Consider the following 20,713-nt stretch of genomic DNA (forward strand, 5'->3'; position numbering starts at 1 on the left):
CTCCCCTCTACCCTGCTCGCAATGACAAAACGTTTAATCAACTAACATGAAACTCGCCATACTATCTCCCGTTGCCTGGCGCACACCTCCACGGCATTACGGCCCCTGGGAGCAGATTGCAAGCACCATCGCCGAAGGCATGGTGCAGAAAGGACTGGACATTACCCTTTTTGCCACGGGCGATTCTATCACCGCAGGTAAGCTGCAATCTATCTGCGCAACCGGTTATGAGGAAGACCGCGCACAAGATGCCAAAGTATTGGAGTGTCTGCACATCAGTAACCTCATGGAGCAGGCCGATCAGTTTGACCTGATCCATAACAATTTTGATTTCCTGCCCCTCACCTACTCGCGATTGATCAAAACACCGATAGTCACCACCATCCATGGTTTTTCATCGCCTAAGATCATCCCGGTTTATCAGAAGTACAATGATATTGGCCATTACGTATCTATCAGCAATGCCGACCGGAGCAATCAGCTTACCTATACCGCCACCGTTTATAATGGCATCAACCCCAAAGATTTTGATTTTGTGGAGCAGCCTGATGATTACCTGCTGTACTTCGGCCGCATCCATCATGATAAAGGCTGCGCCGAGGCTATTGCAATTGCCCGCAAAACCAAAAGGCGATTGCTGATTGCCGGGATTATTCAGGATGAAAGTTATTACCGCAGTTGTGTGGAGCCAGAGCTGAATGAGCAGATTGTTTACGTAGGTCATGCCGGGCCCGAGAAACGCAAGGAACTGCTAGGCAAGGCCACCGCCCTGCTGCACCCTATCAATTTTAATGAGCCCTTTGGGATGAGTGTAGCCGAGGCTATGTTATGCGGCACGCCGGTGATTGCCTTTAACCGCGGTTCAATGCCAGAGCTGATCAATCACGAGCAGACTGGCTTTTTGGTAAGCAACGTTGACGAAGCTGTGGCTGCGGTGAATGGGCTACCAAACATCAATCGTGCTAATTGCCGCGATTGGGCAATGAGCAAATTTTCGAGCCAGAAAATGGTGGATGATTATTTTGAGGTGTATCAGCGGGTGCAGGGTTGGTTTTAGCAAGTATGTAGAGCCTTCGCGCGCCCTTCGACAAGCTCAGGATGACACCCGGCACGCATTTTTTAAGATCCAGCGCCCTAATAAACGTGGGGAGGATGTCATGTTGAGCTCTGTCGAAACACGCGCGAAGGCCAAAATTGACGCGCGACCTTATATCCCTAACACCTGTTTCAACTTCACATAGCCCGTTTTGCTAACCGGGATTTTAGCGCCTGATTTTAGAATGGCCAGGTGCGCATCTTTCTCATACGGATCTATACGGGTAATTTCCTGCACGCTGACAATGTAAGAGCGGTGCACGCGAACAAACCTGCCCGGATCAAGCGTTTGTTCAAAGAAACTCATGGTTTTATTCTTGAGGAACGAACCTTCGGCCGTGTGGATGCTTACGTAATCATCATCGGCTTCCAGGTAAGTTACATCGGCAACAGGGATGATCTTTACTTTGGTGCCGGTTTTTACCACGATGCGCTCCTGCTGAGCAGTGTTGGCAGCGGCGGTTTCCAGCAACTGCTCGGTTTGCTTCTGGGCAGCGGGCGCAGCTGCCGGGGTTTGCGACAGGAATTTTTCTACCGCTTTTTGGAAACGATCTTTACTGAAAGGTTTCAGCAGATAATCAACCGCGTGCGCCTCAAAAGCTTTGATAGCATACTCATCAAATGCAGTGGCGAAGATAACGGCCGGCGGGTTTTCTACCAGTTCCAGCATTTCAAAACCGTTTATTTTGGGCATCTGCACGTCCAGAAAAATCAGGTCGGGCTGGTGCTGCATAATGGCTTTGATGCCTTCAAAGCCGTCGCCGCACTCGGCCAATACTTCTACGCCATCAACTTCCTGCAAATACTCGCGCACCACCAGTCGAGCCAATGGTTCATCATCAATAATTAAAACACTTTTCATATTTGCGGAACTTTGATAACGGTTGTAAAGATATTATCATTTGTAAATATTTCAACCAGATCATTACGCCCAAAAAGCAGGTAAAGGCGGCGGCGCACACCGCTCAGGCCAAAACCGGTACCGGTGCGCGGGCGAGCCGTTTGCGGGTCGTAAGGGTTTTGCACCATCAACATCAGGTAGCTGTCTTCCACCTCGCCGCGGATGCTTACTGTAACCGCCTCGGTAGTATCATACAAACCAAACTTAATGGCGTTTTCTACAATGGGCTGCAGCAATAAGGCCGGCAGCATGGCCTCGCCGCAATGCTTATCGCAACTGATTTCGGTTTGCAGGCGATGACCGAAGCGTACTTTTTCAATCTCCAGGTACAGCTGCAGGTGTGCCAGTTCTTCGGTAAGAGTGACCTGCTGTTGGTCGTCTTTCTTCAGAGTTCCGCGCAAAAAGTCAGACAATTGATGAATCATCTGCCGGGCCTGATCTGGCTTAAAGCCAATGAGGGCGTTGATGGAGTTTAAACTATTGAACAAAAAGTGAGGTTGCAATTGCTGACGCAGATTATATAACTCGGCATCACGGGCCAGCTTTTCGGCTTCGGCTTTGCGTTTTTCGTTCTCCTTCTGGTCTTGTTGGGCATACCACACCAGGCTGATCATAGCCATCCACCCGATGGCCAGAAAGTCTGTAAAGAAACGGATGGTGAGGGATTTGGACAAGAATGCGTCGTAAACCTTATCGCTATAAATCAGTGGCAAGATCCACCTGCAGCCGGCCGTGCAAAAAGCCGAGAGCGCCAGGCACCAGAACAGCAGGTTAATGTAGCTGCCTTTACCCGGCGTGTAATAGCGCAGGTTATTGTTAATGAGCCAACATGCAGCCGCCAACAGAATAGCGCTGCCAACACTATCAATCAGTGCTACGTACCACTCAAAAGCAAAACTGTGTATAACATAGGTTTGCAGGGCAGCCCAAGCTACCCCGCCAACCGCAAATGCCCAACGCAATTTTGTTATTGTGAACTGTCCGTTACTCAAGTGTTGTTTGTTTTATAGTATTAATAAACGATGTTATTTCAAACGAGAGTAAGAACTACTCTCTTGATCGAAATGACAAATGGTTTATCCTTAAAAACTCCTGATATCAATACCTGCAAATATGGAGGTACCTTTTATTACTAATATTTTATCTGTGCTTAGCGGAACATTGGTACGGCGCTTATCATCAACGCTGGAAAACACAGCTGCTACATCAGAAACTACCTGCCAGTGCGGCGGGATGATCATTTTAATGCCGCCAAACAGCTGCACTACCTCTATTACCACGGTGCCATTAATATCGGCCATGGTAAAATCAAGCTCGGTGCCGCCAAATATGTTTACGATCTCTCCCCCTTTAAAATCTTTAGAAAGGATGGTTTTCTTGGTACCCCCGAAAACAGATACCGCATCCAGGTAATCATCGCTAGTGCGAAAGTTTCCGGCGCTCCAGGCTTGCCCCGCTTGCTGCTGCTGTTGTTGCGCGCCTTCGGCCGTTGCATTGGGTTCGCCGGTGTTAAATGATCCTTGATACGGGTTGGTAAATTCGTGCTTGGTAAAGCGGTCATGAAAAGGGTTTTCATAATTATTCCAACGGCGCTTGCGGCCAACCAGGATCCATAAACCGATGGCAATAATTATCATCGGGAAGATGGCCCTGTCCAGATGGATGTGCGGCACAATATCATCCAGCACTCCGAAACCGCCGATAATGGTTAAGATAACCCACACCGGACTACGGAAGTTATGCCTAACGCCGAAATACAAACCCAGCACCAGCAAAAACATGTGCCCGCTGATGAGCCAATCGGGAATAAAAAAATCGAGGAGGTTTTTGAGCAGCAACAAGCAGCCCAAAACCAATATGATGAGACCGGCGAACACTTTGCCATTGCGCAGCCGGTTGTTATTATAGTTCTCTTGGATATTCATTTCAGTGTTTACTTAAAAAAATCTGTTTCAAAGCTAATATAATAGTACACTTATGCCAACGGATATATGGCAGGCAAGGGCAACTAATCGGTAAACGGGGATGAATTGTCGGTGAAAATGTCTGAACCAGGATTCTTAGGATTTATGGGATTTACAGGATGATAGTTATAAAGCAAAACTCCCATTACCTTGTAAGATAATGGGAGCAAATATTTTCGTTAAATCTCCTCCCTTTCGGGGAGGCTAGGAGGGGGTTAAACCGTAGGCTCCTGCTGGCTCAGGCAATGGAAGCTGCCCAATCCCCAAATAATGTCGGTTGAATCAATACCCACCACTTTGCGGTCGGGGAAACACTGCTGGATAATATCTAACGCCTTATCGTCTTTATCGCAACGGTAGGTTGGTACTACAACTGCCGCGTTACCGATATAGAAGTTTGCATAAGATGCCGGCAGGCGCTGATCTTCCCAAATTACCGGATCTGGCATTGGCAGCTCAACAATATTCAGTTGCTTGCCGTTCAACAGGCGCATGGTTTTTAAGGTATCCAGGTTTTCCTGCAGAATGTGGTAATTCTCGTCGGCTTTGTTTTCTTCTACCACGGTAACCACGGTGTCTTCGTTTACAAAGCGGGTGATATCGTCAATATGACCGTCGGTATCATCGCCTATAATGCCATCGCCCAACCAAAGCACTTGCTCCACGCCATAATAATTGCGCAGGTATGCTTCGATCTGATCCTGATTTAAATGCGGATTGCGATTCTCATTCAGCAGACAAGCGGTAGTGGTTAGCACTGTACCCTTGCCGTTAAAATCAACCGAGCCTCCTTCCATCACAATACCAGGATGGTATACCGGCAACCCGAATTGCTCTGCAATGCGGGTCGGGATCACATCATCCAGATCAAACGGTGGATATTTGCCGCCCCAGGCATTATAGCCCCAGTCGACAATGATTTTCTTCTTTTCTTCGTAATTCACCAAAAACGCCGGACCATGATCGCGGCACCAGGCATCGTTAGTTGGGAAGTTATAGAACTCCACCTTACTTACATCGGCACCAACTTCCTGCAGATGCTGCAAGGCGAAGGCTTTCATTTGGTCATTAGCAACGTTGATGCACACCAGCTCGCCTTTGGCCAGTTCTTTAATAAACTCGGCATAGCGGTTATAAATCATACCGATTTTGCCCGGCCATGATTCTTCTTTATGTGGCCAGCTTAGCCAGGTAGCGGTATGTGGGGCCCATTCGGCCGGAAAGTGAAATCCTTTCAGGTTATCCATAATTGGTATTTAAGAATAGCGATGGGTTTGAAACCCATCGCTAAAAAATCAGTATGTCATCCCGAACGAAAGTGAGGGATCTTTTCTATTTTGCATCCCGTCATTTCGCTCCGAAAAGATTTCTCCCGTTGGTCGAAATGACACGATAGTTTAGCGATGATTAGTCCTCGTCTATCAGGCGCTTAGTTATCGGCTGATAAGAATCGATCCTTCTGTCTCTCAAAAACGGCCAGTGACTGCGGTAGTAATCAGATTTATCCAGATCAAGTTCTTTCACAATCACTTCTTCCTCCTCAACGGTGGTTTGGTGCAGCAGTTCGCCAAACGGATCTGCAAAGAATGACCCTCCCCAGAATTTAACGCCGGCTTCCTCGCCTACACGGTTCACGCTTACCACGTGCACACCGTTAGCCACCGCGTGCGAGCGCTGGATGGTTTGCCATGCGTTGTATTGTTTTACGTTGGTGGCTTCATCCTGTGTAGTTGCCCAGCCGATTGCGGTTGGGTAGAACAAAATTTCGGCGCCCATCAAAGCGGTGATGCGTGCAGCTTCAGGATACCATTGATCCCAGCAGATGAGCACACCGATAGTGGCAAATTTGGTTTTGAATACTTTATAGCCCAGATCGCCCGGAGTGAAATAGAATTTCTCGTAGAAACCCGGATCATCCGGGATGTGCATTTTGCGGTATTTGCCCAGGTAAGCACCATCAGCATCAAGCACGGCGGTGGTGTTATGATAAACACCCTGCGCACGTTTTTCAAACAACGATGCTATAATTACTACACCCAGCTCGGCAGCAACCTTGCTCAGTACATCTGTTGACGGGCCAGGAATGGCCTCGGCCAGTTTAAAGTTATCGTAATCTTCTACATCACAAAAATACAGCGATGTAAACAGCTCCTGCAGGCAAACTATCTGCGCACCTTTGGCCGCAGCCTCACGCACTTTAACAATAGCTTTTTGCAAATTCTGCTGCTTATCTGCAGTGCAGCTCATCTGTACTATTCCGACATTGACTTTGCTCATAACCGTGTTTTAAAATTTTGCGCAAAATTACTTTTTTTAGTTGACTAGTGATTGGTTGATCAGTGATTAGTTTCTTTGCAGACGTGTACTTAACCAAACATTTACACGTTGTTTACAATTAGTATCATCAGCGGTATTTTAATCCCTAATTAACTAATCACCGATCTCTAATTAACTAAATTAGTAACTTCGCGCCCGATATGGCAACATTAAAACAAGAGGCGCAGGAGCCCAAAACCCCGAAGCAAAAGCTGTGGAACGTTACCCAAACGGTACTCAAGTTTGCTATTACCGGCTCGCTGCTATACTGGGTATTTACCAAAGTGCCCATCAGTCAGGCTAAAGATCGCCTGCTGCACGCCAATTACTGGTGGATGCTGGCAGCGTTGCTATGCTACTTTTGCTCTATCATTGCCTCATCATGGCGCTTGCTGAGCTTCTTTAAGTCGATAGACTTGCGGTTGGCTCCACGTTTTAACTTCCGCCTTTATATGCTGGGCTTATTCTACAACATGCTGCTCCCGGGTGGCATTGGTGGTGATGGTTATAAGATCTGGCTGCTTAATAAAAGCTATGGCCTATCAGGCAAAAAGGTTTTCTGGGCCTTGCTTTTCGATAGATTGAGCGGCTTATGGGCTATTGGCCTCATTATTATTTCACTTAAAATCTTCATCCCTCAAATAGAGATTCATTTTGCTATCCCGTTTGCTGTTTTTGCTTTCGGTACCATGATCTATTACGTAATAGTGAAAAGATTTTTTGCCGATTTTGGCAAGCACTTCTTTAAAGGTCATGCCAAAGCGATATTGGTACAAACCTGCCAGGTAATGGCCATTATTATGGTGCTGATGGGGCAGGGTTTTAACGGCAAATTTGCACCTTACCTGCTCTCGTTCCTGGTTTCGGCCTTTGCATCGGTAGTGCCTACCGTGGGTGGCTTGGGTGCACGCGAGGCTATTTTCCAATGGTGTGCCAATCTGTTTGGCATGAATGTGGGCCTGGCAGTTTTCCTGAGTGTATCTTTTTACCTTATATCGCTAACGGTAGCGCTGTTTGGCGTTTATTACGTACTGCGCCCTAAACGTTTGGAAGATGGCTTGCCGCCGAAAGAAACACCGGCAATTGACGAGCACCCGACGGAGCATTTGTCTTTACCCGAATAAGCACTTACCTTTAGGCTGATATGGATCTGATAGCCGAACGCAAAGCCATTGAAGCCGCACTTGACGCCTACCGCGCCGAGCTGGACCGCCTACCCGACGATCTATTTGACGTTACCCCGCCCAGCGGCGGCTGGTCGTTCGCGGAGGTATACTCGCATATCCTGCAGTCTACATTGGGCGCCAGCATAGCTACAGAGAAATGCGCCAGAGGAACCGCACCTACCACCCGCAAAGGCCTCAACCTGCTGGGCCGGTTTTTGATGCTGACTAACCATTTTCCACCTGCCAAAATAAAGGCTCCTCCGGTTATCCCGGTGCTAAAGATCAGCAAAGAGGAGGCCCGCAATATGATCATCAAATGCCGTAAGCGCATTGAGTCTATCGCCCCGCTCCTGCCCGATGCCGAAGATCACCACCGCATCAGTCACCCGCGACTGGGAATGCTGCACGCCAAACACTGGTTTAAGTTTTTGCGCGTGCATTTGCAGCATCACCTGAAGCAGTTGAAGCGAATTGAGCGGGAAATGGGAACCAGGATTGTCTGAACCAGGATTTTAATAGAATTTCTAGGATTGACAGGATTTGAAAATAAGTGAAGACTTACGAAGTTTTAAAACTTCGTAAGTCAAATATCCCTATATAACATCCTGTCAATCCTAATAATCCATTTAACGGCGAAGCCCTCTTGTGTACCCGTTAAAGCAGATAAGTCACGAAAAACCTTGGTTCAAGTATTTTTTTTCATCACCATGAAACCTTTTATATTTAATAGAGTCTTAACGTTATAATAATTTAATAATCTGATCTTTGTACCCAATAATATCATAATTATGCACTTTGATTATTTGCTTGTTATAGGACTGCTACTGTTTGTATGTGTCTTCTATATCAGTCCTTATGATATGAAAGTAGATGAGGAAGAAGACGACGAATAATTGCGCGGCTACTCCTGCCCTTCCAGATTTTTTAACCCGGCTTAATAGGCCGGACAGGCATATATCCCCCCTTATTTTAAACAATGGCTAAACGTGAGGTAGATATTGTTGTTATTTCTGACGTGCACTTGGGCACCTACGGTTGTCATCCCAAAGAGCTGCTGAAATACCTGAAGAGTATCAAACCCAAAATGCTCATTTTGAACGGCGATATTATTGATATCTGGCAGTTCAGCAAGTCATACTGGCCCGAAACCCATACCAAAATTCTGCGCCGCATCCTGAAGTTTGTAACCGAGGGCATCCCCGTTTACTACCTTACCGGCAACCATGATGAGATGCTGCGCAAGTTTGCCGATTTTAACCTCGGCACCTTCCAGCTCCTCAATAAACTGGTATTGAATGTTGACGGCAAGAAAGCCTGGATCTTCCACGGCGACGTGTTCGACGTGACCATGCAACATTCTAAATGGCTGGCAAAACTGGGGGCCGTCGGCTACGACACCCTGATTTTAATTAACAGCTTTGTTAACTGGTGCCTCACTAAGCTGGGTCGGCCCAAGATGAGCTTCTCGCAAAAAGTGAAAAGCAAGTTTAAAGATGCCGTAAAATTCATCAATCAGTTTGAGCAAACCGCGGCCGACCTGGCGGTAGACAAAGGTTATGACTACGTGATCTGCGGGCACATTCACCATGCAGAGATCCGCACCATTAACTCTACCAAAGGCAATGGCTCGGTACTTTACCTTAACTCAGGCGATTGGGTTGAGAGCCTCACCGCGTTGGAATACAACAATAAAGAATGGCGCATCCACCAGTTTAAGCCTGAAGATCTGGATACAGAGATTGAAGACGACGACAAGACCGATGCAGAAGATCTGGATGCTAAGCTGGATGTAAACCTGCTGCTGGAGCGCTTTAAGCAGGAGAATCATTAATATTCGACATACATTGTAGCAATGTCATGCTGAGCGATAGCGAAGCATCTCTGAGAACAGGACATCTTGCGTATTACATACCCACAGAGATGCTTCGTACCTCAGCATGACATAAAGAAAACCAAACCACCAACAGCTCCCCATCTTTTATTTCCGTTACAATCTAAAACCCTGATCGTTTGTTCGTTATATTTGAGTAAATGCACTGCATTCTCAAATATTGCTGGACGTTTTTGCTTGTGCTCACCGCTATTTGCGGCAGGGCATCGTCTATCTTATTACCGATGGATGAGGTACAGAAAGATCACCTGAAATCATACGGCATCGCCTTCTGGATCTTGAAGAACGGCAGCACGGTAGACTGGCTACTCAACTATCGTGGCGGCAGCTTCCTTACCGCTTACAACTCAAACACCGAGAACGAGTGCAAAATACGCGGCGTAACCTACGAGGTAATTGACGACGGCAAGGTAAGCGAGATCATGACGCAGATTAATGATCCATCCGTTAACATGGATGTGGTGAAATTAGAAAAAGCACCCAGAATTGCCCTGTACTCCCCCAAAAACAAAGGCGGCCTGGAAGACGCTGTAGAACTGGTATTGAAGTATGCTGAGATTCCTTTCGATTATGTTTACGATGAGGAGGTAATGAAAGGCGACCTACAAAAGTACGATTGGCTGCACCTGCATCACGAAGATTTTACCGGCCAGTATAGCAAAATGGGCAATCGTGGCCGGTTTGGAGGATATGGAGGTTTTGGCAACGGATTTCCCGGCGGGATGCAGGGAAGCGGTTTTGGGGGAGAATTCAGACCTGAAGACAATGCAGAAAGCAAAGCAGCACAGGAAGCAAGGGCACAAAAACTGGGCTTTAAAAAAGTATCAAAAATGAAACTGGCCGTGGCCCAGCGCATCCGCGATTTTTGTGCCAATGGTGGCTTTTTGTTTGCCATGTGCTCGGGTGCTGATAGTTTCGACATTGCCCTATCAGCCTATAAAACCGACATTGTAGATACCCAATACGATGGCGACCCTCCCGATCCCAATGCGCAATCAAAGATTGATTATAGCCAAACACTGGCTTTCCAAAACTTTACCGTTTATACCGGAATGCAGCGCGGCTTTAGCGACATCAACAATCAACGGCGCATCCCGCGTGAGGAAGACTTTTTTACGCTTTTTGATTTTTCGGCCAAATGGGATGTGGTGCCCAGCATGCTCACCCAGGATCATGAACGTGTGATAAAAGGCTTTAACGGACTGGCCACAGCCTTTAACAAAGACAAGCTGAAACCCGGCGTAACCGTGATGGGTGAAACAAAAACACTGAATGAAGCCCGCTACATACACGGCGAGTACGGCAAGGGTCAGTGGACTTTCTACGGCGGGCATGACCCGGAAGATTACCAGCACAGTCCCGGCGAACCACCGACTGACCTATCGCTACACCCCAACTCACCCGGCTACAGGTTGATTCTGAATAATATTTTGTTCCCTGCCGCCCGAAAGAAATCGCAGAAAACGTGATTGATGTTTACCAACATGTCATGCTGAGGAACGAAGCATCTATTAAGTACAGACACACAGGACTATCCTCAGAGATACTTCGCTATCGCTCAGTATGACAATCTGCAGAGATTGCTTCGTGTCTCGCAATGACGAGACGGATATCCATATCCTCACAAACAATTTACACTATCTTATAAACCATTAACAGCAAAATGATATATTTGCCGCGTAAAATTTTTGAGAAATGAAGAACATCGGTCTTTTCATCGCATTTGTAGGCATGGCCATTGTAGGCGGTTCATTAGTATTAACCCCTCAGCACGCTTTTAACCCAGTTGATTCTGACGCAGGCTTAGGTGCTGCTGCTGCTTACTTCTTTGGTGGTATCCTGGTATTTGGTGCTGGCGTGGTAATGTATGCCAACTCAGTAATGCCAAAATCTAAGTAATCAATCTGCTTTTAAGAAAACCTGAAGCGTTCTAATGAGCGCTCATAGGTTTATTGATATTTTGAAGCCCGTGCTCTTGCATGGGCTTTTTTTTGGACAATACCTCCCGTTATTCTTCATGATTCTCAACGAGGATCACAGATTAAAGGTTAACGCTAACAGCGAATACGCTACGGTCAGCTCCGTTTTCCTGATGTTAGGAAGCCACGCCTTTACCTGGCAAAACGCCGAAGCCTTTCTCGCCCGCCAGATAAATGACATCCGCCCAACACTAATTTCTTTAGCACCACAAACAACCTCGCTGTTATTTTATTATTTTTGTTTAACTACATGGATTTCAAATTAACATCTGAATATCAGCCCATGGGCGATCAGCCCAATGCCATCCGTCAACTGGTGGAGGGCGTACAGGGCGGCGATACTTACCAAACACTTTTGGGAGTTACCGGCTCGGGTAAAACGTTTACCGTTGCCAACGTCATCCAGCAAACGCAAAGGCCCACGCTCATCCTCAGCCATAACAAAACGCTGGCGGCACAGCTATACGGCGAGTTCAAGCAGTTTTTTCCGGAGAATGCGGTAAACTACTTTGTATCGTACTACGATTATTATCAGCCGGAGGCGTTCATCCCTTCCAGCAATACTTATATAGAGAAAGACCTGCAGATTAACCAGGAGATTGAAAAGCTGCGCCTGCGCACCACCTCGGCCCTGATGTCTGGCCGCAGGGATGTGATTGTGGTATCCTCTATCTCGTGCATCTACGGTATGGGTAACCCCGATGACTTTGCCGCTTCGGTATTCCGTTTTGCGGTGGGCACACGGATCAGCCGCAATGCTTTTTTGCACCGCCTGGTAGAGATTTTATATGCCCGTACCACTGCCGATTTTAAGCGAGGCACCTTCCGTGTGAAAGGTGATAACGTAGAGATCTATCCGGCTTATCTTGACTATGCTTACCGCATCTCCTTCTTTGGCGACGACATTGAAGAACTAAGCTCTTTTGATCCCGCCACAGGGAAAACCATCGAGAAAATGACGCACATGGTGGTGTTTCCCGCCAACCTGTACGTAGCACCGCGCGATAGGTTTACCAAATCTATCTGGGCGATACAGGAAGAGCTGGAAACCCGTAAGAAACAGTTTATTGATGATGGCCGCTTCCTGGAAGCCAAGCGATTGGAAGAACGGGTGAACTACGATCTGGAGATGATTCGCGAGCTGGGCTATTGCTCGGGTATTGAGAACTACTCCCGCTTTTTTGATGGCCGCCAACCGGGAGCAAGGCCCTTCTGCCTGCTGGATTACTTCCCGGATGATTACCTGATGGTAATTGACGAGAGCCACGTAACCGTACCGCAGATCCGCGCCATGTATGGTGGCGACCGCTCGCGTAAGATATCTTTGGTAGACTATGGCTTCCGCTTGCCTGCAGCGTTGGATAACCGCCCTCTTAATTTCCAGGAGTTTGAAGGGCTGGCGCCACAAACCATTTATGTGAGCGCTACGCCGGGTGATTTTGAACTGGAAAAATCTGAAGGTGTAGTGATTGAGCAGGTGATCCGTCCGACAGGTCTACTTGACCCGGTGATTGATGTTCGCCCGGTAATTAACCAGGTCGATGATTTGCTGGAAGAGGTTGACCAAACCGTAAAAGCAGGCGACCGCGTGCTGGTAACCACCCTAACCAAACGCATGGCCGAAGAGCTGGCCAAATACATGGATAAGCTGGGCATCAAATGCCGCTACATCCACTCGGAGGTAAAAACGCTCGAACGTGTAGAAATCCTGCGCGGATTACGCCTGGGTGAGTTTGACGTGCTGATCGGCATCAACCTTTTGCGTGAAGGTTTGGATTTACCCGAAGTATCGTTGGTAGCTATTTTGGATGCTGACAAAGAAGGCTTCCTAAGGTCGGAGCGCTCGCTGATCCAGACCATCGGTCGCGCGGCACGTAATGACCGCGGACGGGTAATTATGTATGCCGACAAAATCACCGACTCCATGCGCATTACCATGGACGAAACCAATCGCCGCCGCGAAAAGCAGATTGCTTACAATACAGAGCGCGGCATCACACCAAGAACGGTAGGTAAATCCAGAGAGGCCATCATTGAGCAAACCTCGGTAGTTGACTTTGTAGGCGGCGTGCAAAAACCATACATAGAATCAGAAACGCTTTCTATTGCAGCGGACCCAATTGTTCAGTACATGGGCAAAAAAGATTTGCAGAAGGCCATAGATAATACCCGCAAAGATATGCTGGCCGCCGCCAAGGATATGGACTTCCTCCAGGCCGCCAAGCTGCGTGATGAGATGTTTGCTTTGGAAAAAATGATGCAGGAGAAGTTTTAGAGAACAAATCCCCCGTGTCATTTCGAGCGAGCGAAGGGTCGGAAAATGAGCGAAGGGGCGACGAGAAATCTTGTATGTGCGACATGCCTACATGAAAAGCATGGGGGCTAAGATTTTTTCACTTCGTTCAAGAGAGTAGTTCTCCCGTTGGTCGAAATGACATAGGGGTAACGCTGATGCAAACAAAATCTCATCCAAATCTCACAATTCGGCCAAAATCTTCTCGCTGATAACCAGATTATCAGAAAAAAACTTTTTATTCGTTAAAGCCTTATATTTGTAGGCTCTAATAAGTTATTGCGTTATGATCAAGTATTTGATTGAAGTTATTTGTGTTTTTTACCTGGTGCGCACCATAGCTCGCTGGTTATTAGGCTCTTTATTTCAAGGAGCAGTTAATAATGCACAGCAGCAACAGTCGTATCGTCAACAACAAACACGTCAGCAACAGTCGCGCCCACGCGAGGGGACCATCAAAATTGAACACATGCCTGCTCAAAAAAAACAGCAGGTGCCAGATTCTGAAGGTGATTTTATTGATTACGAAGAAGTAAAATAAACCAGCCATGCTACCTGAGCTGCCAGAAGAAATTTACAAGCGCCGCCACTATGGCACACCCGAATCAATGTCGCTGATTATTGCCAACTATGTGGTAATGGCCGTGTCTATTGAAATTTGGGCCATGGGCTGCAAAATCAACTGGTTTTTTTGGGTTGCAACGGGTTTGTTAGCGTTGTATAACTATTACATTATCCGCAAAAACCGCGAGGAGTTTGACCGCAAAACCGTCATCGCTTATCTGTGCAGCATTGCCGGTCTGCTGCTCATGTTTTTCCTTTTCAGAATAAAAGCCGAAGCCTGCAAGGTTTAAATTGCTGCCCAAAAAGTAATCATTTCATTTCTCGCTCAAATTTCTATTTTTGGGGGAAATTATATAATTACTTTATCTGTACCAGATGGACAAATGGTTTAAACGTAATGGCCAACACATGGCCATTATAGGCATATTTTTAATAGTATGTTTTTTCTACTTCACACCAGCCTTCAGCGGCAAAACACTCGGCCAGAGTGATGTTGTAGGCGCACAATCCACCCAAAAAGAAATTAACGACTACCGCGAAAAGGGCCAAACCATTTTGTGGACCAACCAGATTTTTGGTGGTATGCCTGCCTACCAAATCTGGGCACCATATCCAAACAACATTACCACCTGGGTAGTAAAAGCCGTTAAAACCGTACTGCCCAACCCGGTAGATACTGTGCTCATCCTCTTATTGGGCACTTACCTGCTGCTCAATGTATTAAAAGTCAAACCATGGTTAGCGGGAGCGGGTGCTATTGCGTTCACGTTCTCGTCATACAATATTATCCTGTTAACAGCCGGGCACTCTAACCAGGCTTTCGCTATCGCGTTTTTTGCGCCAGTTATAGCAGGAATTATCCTGACGTTTAGAGGCAAATATTTAACAGGTGCCGCGCTTACCGCACTGTTCCTGGCTATGGAGATCAGGGCCAACCATATCCAGATGACTTATTATCTGATGCTGGCGCTGCTTATTTTGCTGGGCATTGAGCTTTATCATGCATTTAAAGGCAAAACCATGCCGGCCTTTGTTAAGTCGGTTACTTATTTAGCTGCAGCTTTAGTGCTGGCTGTATTGGTAAACATTTCTATGTTATGGAGCAATGCCGAATACGCTAAAGACAGCTACCGCGGTAAATCAAACCTAACCAAAAACGCTAAAGAACCTAAAAACGGTTTAGATAAAGACTACGCTTACGAGTGGAGCCAGGGCGTGGGCGAGTGTTTCACCTTCCTGATCCCGAACGCTTACGGCGGCGGTAACGGTACTGAAACGCTTGACAAAACATCTGCAACAGCAAAAGTATTTTTGAATAAAAACGTGGCGGAAGAACAGGCTGTAAATTACGCACAACAGTTGTCTAACTTCCCAGGTCTTTCGCTTTACTGGGGTAACAAACCAGGCACCGCCGGTCCGTTTTATTTTGGTGCCGTGATCTGTTTCCTGTTTGTACTGGGCCTGATCATTGTACGTAACCGATTGAAATGGTGGCTACTGGCAACCGTATTGCTAACCATGCTGCTGTCGTTCGGTAAAAACCTGCCGTTCCTGTCAGATCTTTTCTTTAACTACTTCCCGCTTTATAACAAGTTCCGTGCGGTAGAATCTATTCTGGCGGTGGCCAGCTTGTGTTTCCCTATCCTGGCGGTATTGGCTATTCAGGAACTATCAGACAACCCTGACAAAGCGGCTATCTTCAAAAAACTAAAAATTGCTTTCTTCATTGTTGGCGGTATTACCCTGTTGATGATTGCTATTCCGGATGCCTTGCTGAACTTCCGTTCAGACGATCAGGCTGCCGGTGTGAGCAACCTTACCCAGGCTTTACAAGGCGATAGCAATATGGCACAAAGCATTGCCAGCGCACTGCGCGAAGACCGCATCTCGTTAGAACGTACCGATGCCATCCGCACGCTGATTTTTGTAGTTGTGGCTTTTGGTTTACTGTGGGCGTTTGTAAAACAGAAAATCAATTTAACGGTAATGTCTATCGGTCTGTTTGCACTGGTATTAGTGGACATGTGGCAGATTGACAAACGCTACCTGAAGGATGCTAACTTCCAGGATAAAGTTGATGCCGATGCGGCAGTTAAACCGCGCGAGGTAGATAGCTTTATTATGCGCGATAACGACCCTGATTTCCGTGTATTTGACGCTTCGGCCAATATTAAGTTCGATGTATTTAACCCGTTCTTCCATAAATCGGTTAGTGGCTACTCTGCAGCACGTTTAAAACGTTTTGACGAGTTGATTGACAACCAGTTCAGCAAAAGCATTAACCACGATGTACTGGACATGCTGAACACCAAATACATCATTACCACCGATCCGAAAACACAGCAGGCCAGCATGCAGGTAAATCACACTGCCTGCGGTAACGCCTGGTTTGTAAAAAACATCCGTTTTGCCGATAATGCCGATCAGGAAATGCAGGCCATCAGCAGCTTCTCACCAAAAGACGAAGCAATTGTTGACAAGCAATACACCAAGATGATTGATACCAAGCCGACTGCTTTTGATGCGGCTGCTAAGATCACGCTGACCAACTACAATCCAGATCACATGACGTATGAGAGTACTTCGGGCACGCCACAGGTTGCCGTATTCTCTGAGATTTATTACGATAAAGGCTGGACAATGTTAATTGATGGCAAAGAGTCGCCATACTTCCGCAGCGATTATGTACTGCGTGCGGCGTCTATACCGGTGGGTAATCACAAAATTGAGTTTGTGTTTCATCCGGCATCATACTACACCGGCGAGACGATCTCACTTATCGGTTCTATCCTCCTGTTGCTGGCCCTGGGCGGCGCCATCTATATTGGTGTAAAAAAACAACCGGAGTTAGCAGTTAAATAATTAACAACGATATGCGTTAAAAAAGACGGCCCATAAAGCCGTCTTTTTTATTTTAGCAGGAACAAACAATGAGCCAGCCACAGTTCCATAAAACACGCATCGCACCCACGCCCAGCGGCTTTTTACATTTGGGCAACGCGCTGTCGTTTGCGCTCACTGCTGCCATTGCCGAACGATCCGGAGCCAAAATACTACTGCGGATTGATGACCTGGACCGCGAGCGCGTAAACCGTGAATACGTACAGGACATTTTTGACACACTAAATTTCCTGCAAATCCACTGGCACGAAGGCCCACGCAATTACGAAGACTATGAGCGCGATTGGTCGCAAACGCACCGTCTTGATCTTTATAATGAAGCGCTAAAACAACTGCGCGATAAGGGCAAAGTGTTTGCTTGCAGCTGCTCACGGGCAGCCATCAAACGGGCGAGTACGGATGACAGCTATCCCGGCACCTGCCTGCACAAATCCATCGATCTGGATGCGCCGGACAGCAGTTGGCGATTGATTACAGAAGCTGATGCGAAAGTTGATATCCGAACTTACCCGGAAGACATCATCGAAACACGCCTGCCTGCCAATATGCGATACTTTGTAGTGCGCAAAAAAGATGACTACCCGGCTTATCAGTTATCATCTATTATTGACGACCTGCATTTTGGAGTTGATTTGATTGTACGCGGGCAGGATCTATGGGCATCAACCATTGCGCAGGAATACCTGGCACAGCAAATGGGGTTGGATGCTTTCGGGCAGATTACCTTCTATCACCACCCCTTGCTGATGGAAACCGGCGGCTTGAAATTGTCTAAATCGGCAGGCTCTACTTCTATTAAATATTTGCGGGATCATGGGCATAGTGCGATGGATGTGTACGGGATGATTGGGCGCATGGCAGGGATACAGCGAGAGGTGAAGGATTGGCAGGAATTGGGAAAGGCGTTATTGGAATAACCTCACCCAATATGTCATTGCGAGGAACGAAGACAACCGACCAACGGGAGCTCATTAATACCGCCCCCCAAAATCAACAATATTAATAATCTCTTCGGACGCATAGTGGAAATGCATGTTTTGAATATCCTCGGACGAGATTGCTTCGTTCCTCGCAATGACAAAACATACATTAAACCACCCACCCTATCAATCGCTAATCTACGGTCCGACTAATCTCCGATTAACTAATCACCAATCATCAAAAATTAACCAAACTAACTATCTTTGCCAATCATGGAGCAAACCCTGTTAGTAAAAGGTCTACAAATCAACTACAAAGAAACCGGCGAAGGCATGCCCCTGGTTTTGCTGCACGGCTGGGGATCAAATCTGCAGGCGTTCACCCGGGTTCAGCAACAATTTGAAAACAATTTCAGGGTAATTGCCATTGACTTACCAGGCTTTGGCGCGAGCGATGAACCGAAAGAAGTTTGGGGTGTTGAAGGCTATGTGGATTTTCTGGAAGAGTTTTTCAGACTGAAAGGCATTACCAACCCTATACTGGGCGGGCACTCGCACGGCGGCAGGGTATCTATCCTGTTTGCGTCGCGCAACCCGGTACATAAATTATTATTAATAGACGCGGCGGGAATTAAGCCTAAACGCAAACTGAAATACTATTTTAAAGTTTACTCGTTTAAACTGGCAAAGAAAGTGTTGCCATTGTTATTGGGCAAAACCAAAGGCCAGGAAATGATTAACAACTACCGCAAAACGGCTGGGTCTACCGATTACAACGCGGCCTCGGCCATGATGCGGCAGATCATGGTGAAATGTGTTAACGCCGACTTGAAAAGCGTTATGCCGAAAATACAGGCTCCGACGTTATTAATTTGGGGCGAGAACGACACGGCCACCCCGCTGAGCGACGGCCAAACCATGGAGAAACTGATACCTAACGCCGGACTCGTAGTACTGAAAGGTGTAGGACATTTTAGCTTTATAGAGAAACTGGGTGAATTTTTGATTATACTGAACAACTTTTTAACGCCCGACAAGAAGAACAATTAATGGAGCAAGCCCTATTGATACTGGCATTAATTGCCCTGCTGATTTACGCATTTGCCAAACTGCGCTATGAGCTGCACATGATGCAGCTAAACTCCTACCGTAACGAGCGTTATGGCAAATGGCTCAAAAACAACTTAGTAATCGGCCCGCGCATTTGGGAGGTGATTATGCTGGCCATCACCGGCGTGCTGATCTTTTTGGCTAGTCCGCTGGTTACGGCGCTGGCATTTATCAGTTGCTTTGGTCTGCTGGCCTGGATGCTGTTCGCCAAAAAGCAGAAAAAGCCAGTGGTGTTTACCTCGCGCGCTACGCGGTTGTTCGCAACCCTGTTTGCATTAACCGTGATACTGGCTGGTGTGCATGCCATTTTTGCGCACAACGGGGTAATGTCGCTCTGGGGACTGGCATTCCTGACGTTCCTGAGCTTCGTGCTCATCTTTGTGGCTAACATGCTGATGGCTCCTGTAGAGGCCAGCGTAAATCGTTGGTATTACAAAGATGCGCAGCGCATACTTTCAGAGCGCCCAGACCTGATTATCATCGGCATTACCGGCAGCTATGGCAAAACCAGCACCAAGCATTTTTTGCATCGCATGCTGTCTGAAAAATACAACGTGCTGATGACCCCAGGTAGCTTTAACACCACTATGGGCGTGATCCGCACCATTCGCGAGCAATTACAGGCCACCCACCAGGTATTTATTGCCGAGATGGGCGCCAAGCAGTTTCATGATATTAAAGAGATCTGCGATCTGGTGCATCCGCACATCGGTATCCTTACCGCCGTTGGTGAGCAGCATCTGGAAACTTTCAAAACCATCCAGAACGTACAGAAAACCAAGTTCGAGTTGATTGATGCGCTGCCGTCAGGTGCGCTGGCCGTACTGAACCACGACTATGAGTTTGTGGCCAACCGCCCGGTGAGCGACAGGAAAACAGCCTATTACTCTGCGGAAGATCCATCGATAGATTACTATATCGGCAACGTATCTTACTCGGCACGTGGCTCTGAGTTTACGGTATTCCATAAAGGTGAAGCCAAAGGCACTTTCCAAACCCGTTTGGTGGGTAGCTACAATTTATCCAACATTCTGGCCTCATACATTGTGGCTAAAAACCTAGACGTATCAGACACCAGCATTGCTTTTGCAATAAAGAAACTGGAGCCGGTGCAGCATCGCCTGGAGGTAAAAGTACATGGCAATGGCGTTACCGTTATTGATGATGCCTTCAACTCTAACCCAGTTGGCTCTAAAATGGCGCTGGAAGTGTTGAAAGGCATTGAAGGCACCCGCAAGATCATCATCACCCCGGGTATGATTGAACTAGGCGACAAACAGGAGCACTACAACATGCTGCTGGGCGAGCAAATGGCCGATAGTTGCGACTATGTGGTGGTGGTGGCCAAAACCAACTCTGCCGCTATTTTAAAAGGCCTGAAAAACAAAAACTACCCGGACGAGCAGATCTATATGGCGCAGAATTTTAAAGATGCCACCGGTCACCTGGGTACCATGGTAAAGGCTGGCGATGTGTTGCTGTATGAGAATGATTTGCCGGACACCTACGAATCATAAAAAAATCGTAGAGCCACATATTTGTGGCTCTTAATAATAAACCATAGGCAGCCACAATTAGGTGGCTCTACATTTATAAAGAAGAATACCTCGTTA

The 20,713-nt window shown here is 47.1% G+C and carries 19 protein-coding genes; 14 read left to right on the forward strand and 5 right to left on the reverse strand.

Features of this window, described 5'->3' with window-relative positions; genetic code table 11:
- The first annotated feature begins 46 nt into the window (after positions 1 to 46).
- Positions 47 to 1,057: a glycosyltransferase family 4 protein gene (locus tag ABZR88_RS18050; RefSeq protein ID WP_107827357.1), complete on the forward strand. Its 1,011-nt coding sequence runs from the start codon at positions 47 to 49 to the stop codon at positions 1,055 to 1,057.
- Between the two features lie 150 nt (positions 1,058 to 1,207).
- On the opposite strand, the gene ABZR88_RS18055 is transcribed toward ABZR88_RS18050, so the two are convergent.
- From ABZR88_RS18055 to ABZR88_RS18075, 5 genes are all read right to left on the reverse strand, one after another.
- Positions 1,208 to 1,957 (reverse strand): LytTR family DNA-binding domain-containing protein, encoded by a 750-nt coding sequence (locus ABZR88_RS18055; protein WP_107827358.1) that lies wholly within the window; start codon positions 1,955 to 1,957, stop codon positions 1,208 to 1,210.
- Entirely contained in the window at positions 1,954 to 2,988 is a 1,035-nt protein-coding gene (locus ABZR88_RS18060) for a sensor histidine kinase (RefSeq protein WP_369434698.1), read from the reverse strand. Before ABZR88_RS18060 ends, ABZR88_RS18055 begins: the two co-directional genes overlap by 4 nt.
- 90 nt (positions 2,989 to 3,078) lie before the next feature.
- Positions 3,079 to 3,921 (reverse strand): LiaF domain-containing protein, encoded by an 843-nt coding sequence (locus tag ABZR88_RS18065; RefSeq protein ID WP_107827359.1) that lies wholly within the window; start codon positions 3,919 to 3,921, stop codon positions 3,079 to 3,081.
- Positions 3,922 to 4,175: 254 nt separating this feature from the next.
- Positions 4,176 to 5,207, reverse strand: a complete 1,032-nt coding sequence (locus tag ABZR88_RS18070; RefSeq protein ID WP_107827360.1) for an agmatine/peptidylarginine deiminase — start codon at positions 5,205 to 5,207, stop codon at positions 4,176 to 4,178.
- 160 nt (positions 5,208 to 5,367) lie between these two features.
- On the reverse strand, positions 5,368 to 6,237 hold the full coding sequence (locus tag ABZR88_RS18075; RefSeq protein WP_107827361.1) for a carbon-nitrogen hydrolase: 870 nt from the start codon (positions 6,235 to 6,237) through the stop codon (positions 5,368 to 5,370).
- 200 nt (positions 6,238 to 6,437) lie between these two features.
- On the opposite strand from ABZR88_RS18075, the gene ABZR88_RS18080 reads away from it, so the two are divergent.
- The 13 genes from ABZR88_RS18080 (at position 6,438) to ABZR88_RS18140 (ending at position 20,617) form a co-directional block, all read left to right on the forward strand.
- Positions 6,438 to 7,400, forward strand: coding sequence for a lysylphosphatidylglycerol synthase transmembrane domain-containing protein (locus tag ABZR88_RS18080; RefSeq protein WP_107827362.1), 963 nt, complete (start codon positions 6,438 to 6,440; stop codon positions 7,398 to 7,400).
- A gap of 20 nt (positions 7,401 to 7,420) precedes the next feature.
- Positions 7,421 to 7,945 carry a DinB family protein gene (locus tag ABZR88_RS18085; RefSeq protein ID WP_107827363.1) on the forward strand — a complete coding sequence of 175 codons (525 nt, stop codon included), beginning with the start codon at positions 7,421 to 7,423 and terminating at the stop codon, positions 7,943 to 7,945.
- Positions 7,946 to 8,418: 473 nt separating this feature from the next.
- Positions 8,419 to 9,273 (forward strand): UDP-2,3-diacylglucosamine diphosphatase, encoded by an 855-nt coding sequence (locus ABZR88_RS18090; protein WP_107827364.1) that lies wholly within the window; start codon positions 8,419 to 8,421, stop codon positions 9,271 to 9,273.
- Positions 9,274 to 9,473: 200 nt separating this feature from the next.
- Positions 9,474 to 10,802 (forward strand): asparagine synthetase B, encoded by a 1,329-nt coding sequence (locus ABZR88_RS18095; protein WP_107827365.1) that lies wholly within the window; start codon positions 9,474 to 9,476, stop codon positions 10,800 to 10,802.
- Positions 10,803 to 11,028: 226 nt separating this feature from the next.
- On the forward strand, positions 11,029 to 11,232 hold the full coding sequence (locus ABZR88_RS18100) for a hypothetical protein (RefSeq protein WP_107827366.1): 204 nt from the start codon (positions 11,029 to 11,031) through the stop codon (positions 11,230 to 11,232).
- A gap of 34 nt (positions 11,233 to 11,266) precedes the next feature.
- Complete coding sequence (locus tag ABZR88_RS18105) at positions 11,267 to 11,578, forward strand: hypothetical protein (RefSeq protein WP_107827367.1); 312 nt, start codon at positions 11,267 to 11,269, stop codon at positions 11,576 to 11,578.
- On the forward strand, positions 11,563 to 13,587 hold the full coding sequence (gene uvrB / locus ABZR88_RS18110; RefSeq protein ID WP_107827368.1) for an excinuclease ABC subunit UvrB: 2,025 nt from the start codon (positions 11,563 to 11,565) through the stop codon (positions 13,585 to 13,587). The genes ABZR88_RS18105 and uvrB overlap by 16 nt, the downstream gene beginning before the upstream one ends.
- A 304-nt stretch (positions 13,588 to 13,891) precedes the next feature.
- Positions 13,892 to 14,146, forward strand: a complete 255-nt coding sequence (locus ABZR88_RS18115) for a DUF4834 family protein (RefSeq protein WP_107827369.1) — start codon at positions 13,892 to 13,894, stop codon at positions 14,144 to 14,146.
- Positions 14,147 to 14,153: 7 nt separating this feature from the next.
- The gene (locus ABZR88_RS18120) at positions 14,154 to 14,459 is read left to right on the forward strand and encodes a hypothetical protein (protein ID WP_107827370.1); all 306 of its coding nucleotides are present in this window, start codon (positions 14,154 to 14,156) and stop codon (positions 14,457 to 14,459) included.
- Positions 14,460 to 14,544: 85 nt separating this feature from the next.
- Positions 14,545 to 17,031 (forward strand): YfhO family protein, encoded by a 2,487-nt coding sequence (locus ABZR88_RS18125; RefSeq protein ID WP_107827371.1) that lies wholly within the window; start codon positions 14,545 to 14,547, stop codon positions 17,029 to 17,031.
- 68 nt (positions 17,032 to 17,099) lie between these two features.
- Positions 17,100 to 17,987, forward strand: a complete 888-nt coding sequence (locus tag ABZR88_RS18130; protein ID WP_107827372.1) for a glutamate--tRNA ligase family protein — start codon at positions 17,100 to 17,102, stop codon at positions 17,985 to 17,987.
- A gap of 276 nt (positions 17,988 to 18,263) precedes the next feature.
- Positions 18,264 to 19,040 carry an alpha/beta fold hydrolase gene (locus ABZR88_RS18135; protein ID WP_107827373.1) on the forward strand — a complete coding sequence of 259 codons (777 nt, stop codon included), beginning with the start codon at positions 18,264 to 18,266 and terminating at the stop codon, positions 19,038 to 19,040.
- Complete coding sequence (locus tag ABZR88_RS18140) at positions 19,040 to 20,617, forward strand: UDP-N-acetylmuramoyl-tripeptide--D-alanyl-D-alanine ligase (RefSeq protein ID WP_107827374.1); 1,578 nt, start codon at positions 19,040 to 19,042, stop codon at positions 20,615 to 20,617. Before ABZR88_RS18135 ends, ABZR88_RS18140 begins: the two co-directional genes overlap by 1 nt.
- The last annotated feature ends 96 nt before the right edge of the window (positions 20,618 to 20,713 follow it).

Origin of the sequence: Mucilaginibacter yixingensis (genome assembly GCF_041080815.1) — a bacterium.
GTDB lineage: Bacteria > Bacteroidota > Bacteroidia > Sphingobacteriales > Sphingobacteriaceae > Mucilaginibacter > Mucilaginibacter yixingensis.

What these genes read in the sequence shown, in the direction of transcription:
- ABZR88_RS18050 (WP_107827357.1), top strand. Translation starts at nt 47, where the DNA reads ATGAAACTCGCCATACTATCTCCCGTTGCCTGGCGCACACCTCCACGG.
- ABZR88_RS18055 (WP_107827358.1), bottom strand. Translation starts at nt 1,957, where the DNA reads ATGAAAAGTGTTTTAATTATTGATGATGAACCATTGGCTCGACTGGTG.
- ABZR88_RS18065 (WP_107827359.1), bottom strand. Translation starts at nt 3,921, where the DNA reads ATGAATATCCAAGAGAACTATAATAACAACCGGCTGCGCAATGGCAAA.
- ABZR88_RS18070 (WP_107827360.1), bottom strand. Translation starts at nt 5,207, where the DNA reads ATGGATAACCTGAAAGGATTTCACTTTCCGGCCGAATGGGCCCCACAT.
- ABZR88_RS18075 (WP_107827361.1), bottom strand. Translation starts at nt 6,237, where the DNA reads ATGAGCAAAGTCAATGTCGGAATAGTACAGATGAGCTGCACTGCAGAT.
- ABZR88_RS18080 (WP_107827362.1), top strand. Translation starts at nt 6,438, where the DNA reads ATGGCAACATTAAAACAAGAGGCGCAGGAGCCCAAAACCCCGAAGCAA.
- ABZR88_RS18085 (WP_107827363.1), top strand. Translation starts at nt 7,421, where the DNA reads ATGGATCTGATAGCCGAACGCAAAGCCATTGAAGCCGCACTTGACGCC.
- ABZR88_RS18090 (WP_107827364.1), top strand. Translation starts at nt 8,419, where the DNA reads ATGGCTAAACGTGAGGTAGATATTGTTGTTATTTCTGACGTGCACTTG.
- ABZR88_RS18095 (WP_107827365.1), top strand. Translation starts at nt 9,474, where the DNA reads ATGCACTGCATTCTCAAATATTGCTGGACGTTTTTGCTTGTGCTCACC.
- ABZR88_RS18100 (WP_107827366.1), top strand. Translation starts at nt 11,029, where the DNA reads ATGAAGAACATCGGTCTTTTCATCGCATTTGTAGGCATGGCCATTGTA.
- ABZR88_RS18105 (WP_107827367.1), top strand. Translation starts at nt 11,267, where the DNA reads ATGAGCGCTCATAGGTTTATTGATATTTTGAAGCCCGTGCTCTTGCAT.
- uvrB (WP_107827368.1), top strand. Translation starts at nt 11,563, where the DNA reads ATGGATTTCAAATTAACATCTGAATATCAGCCCATGGGCGATCAGCCC.
- ABZR88_RS18115 (WP_107827369.1), top strand. Translation starts at nt 13,892, where the DNA reads ATGATCAAGTATTTGATTGAAGTTATTTGTGTTTTTTACCTGGTGCGC.
- ABZR88_RS18120 (WP_107827370.1), top strand. Translation starts at nt 14,154, where the DNA reads ATGCTACCTGAGCTGCCAGAAGAAATTTACAAGCGCCGCCACTATGGC.
- ABZR88_RS18125 (WP_107827371.1), top strand. Translation starts at nt 14,545, where the DNA reads ATGGACAAATGGTTTAAACGTAATGGCCAACACATGGCCATTATAGGC.
- ABZR88_RS18130 (WP_107827372.1), top strand. Translation starts at nt 17,100, where the DNA reads ATGAGCCAGCCACAGTTCCATAAAACACGCATCGCACCCACGCCCAGC.
- ABZR88_RS18135 (WP_107827373.1), top strand. Translation starts at nt 18,264, where the DNA reads ATGGAGCAAACCCTGTTAGTAAAAGGTCTACAAATCAACTACAAAGAA.
- ABZR88_RS18140 (WP_107827374.1), top strand. Translation starts at nt 19,040, where the DNA reads ATGGAGCAAGCCCTATTGATACTGGCATTAATTGCCCTGCTGATTTAC.